This window comes from Cupriavidus sp. SIMBA_020, assembly GCF_046535395.1.
GTDB classification, from domain to species: Bacteria; Pseudomonadota; Gammaproteobacteria; order Burkholderiales; family Burkholderiaceae; genus Cupriavidus; species Cupriavidus campinensis.
The window spans coordinates 1-372 of sequence record NZ_JAWRWU010000141.1 but is presented as its reverse complement, the minus strand read 5'-3'; the positions used below and the strand labels follow the sequence as shown (position 1 = coordinate 372).

Below are 372 nucleotides of genomic sequence, written 5' to 3'. Positions count from 1 at the left end.
CGATCGCCGCGGCCGGCGGCGTCGGCACCGCCGCGCGACACCTGTCGATCCAGATGAATCCGGGCTTCAGCTGCGGCTTCGACACGCTGCAGCCGATCGTCGACAGCCTGCCGCCCGCCCAGTGGTTCCCCGGCATGTTCAAGGTGGCCGGCCTGTGCGAGACGGTCTATCCGCCGATTTTCGGCATCCTGCTGCCCGGCTGGGCGCTGATCGGCTTCGCCGTGATCCTGGTCGCCGTCGCGTCGAGCCTCTGGCGCCATCGCCGCAAGCTGGCAGGCTGACCGGTCGGGACCGCGTAGCCGCCCCGTTCGTCCGGCTCCGCCGGCGACGTCCCGCGCGGCCGCACCCTGCCGGCCGCACCTCGCCGGCCAC

At 73.4% G+C, this 372-nt stretch carries 1 protein-coding gene; it reads left to right on the top strand.

Going from position 1 to position 372, the window contains the following annotated elements:
* A partial coding sequence (locus SB751_RS28530; RefSeq protein WP_410748856.1) for a disulfide bond formation protein B occupies window positions 1-281 on the top strand: 281 nt, incomplete at its 5' end.
* Between the last annotated feature and the right edge of the window lie 91 nt (window positions 282-372).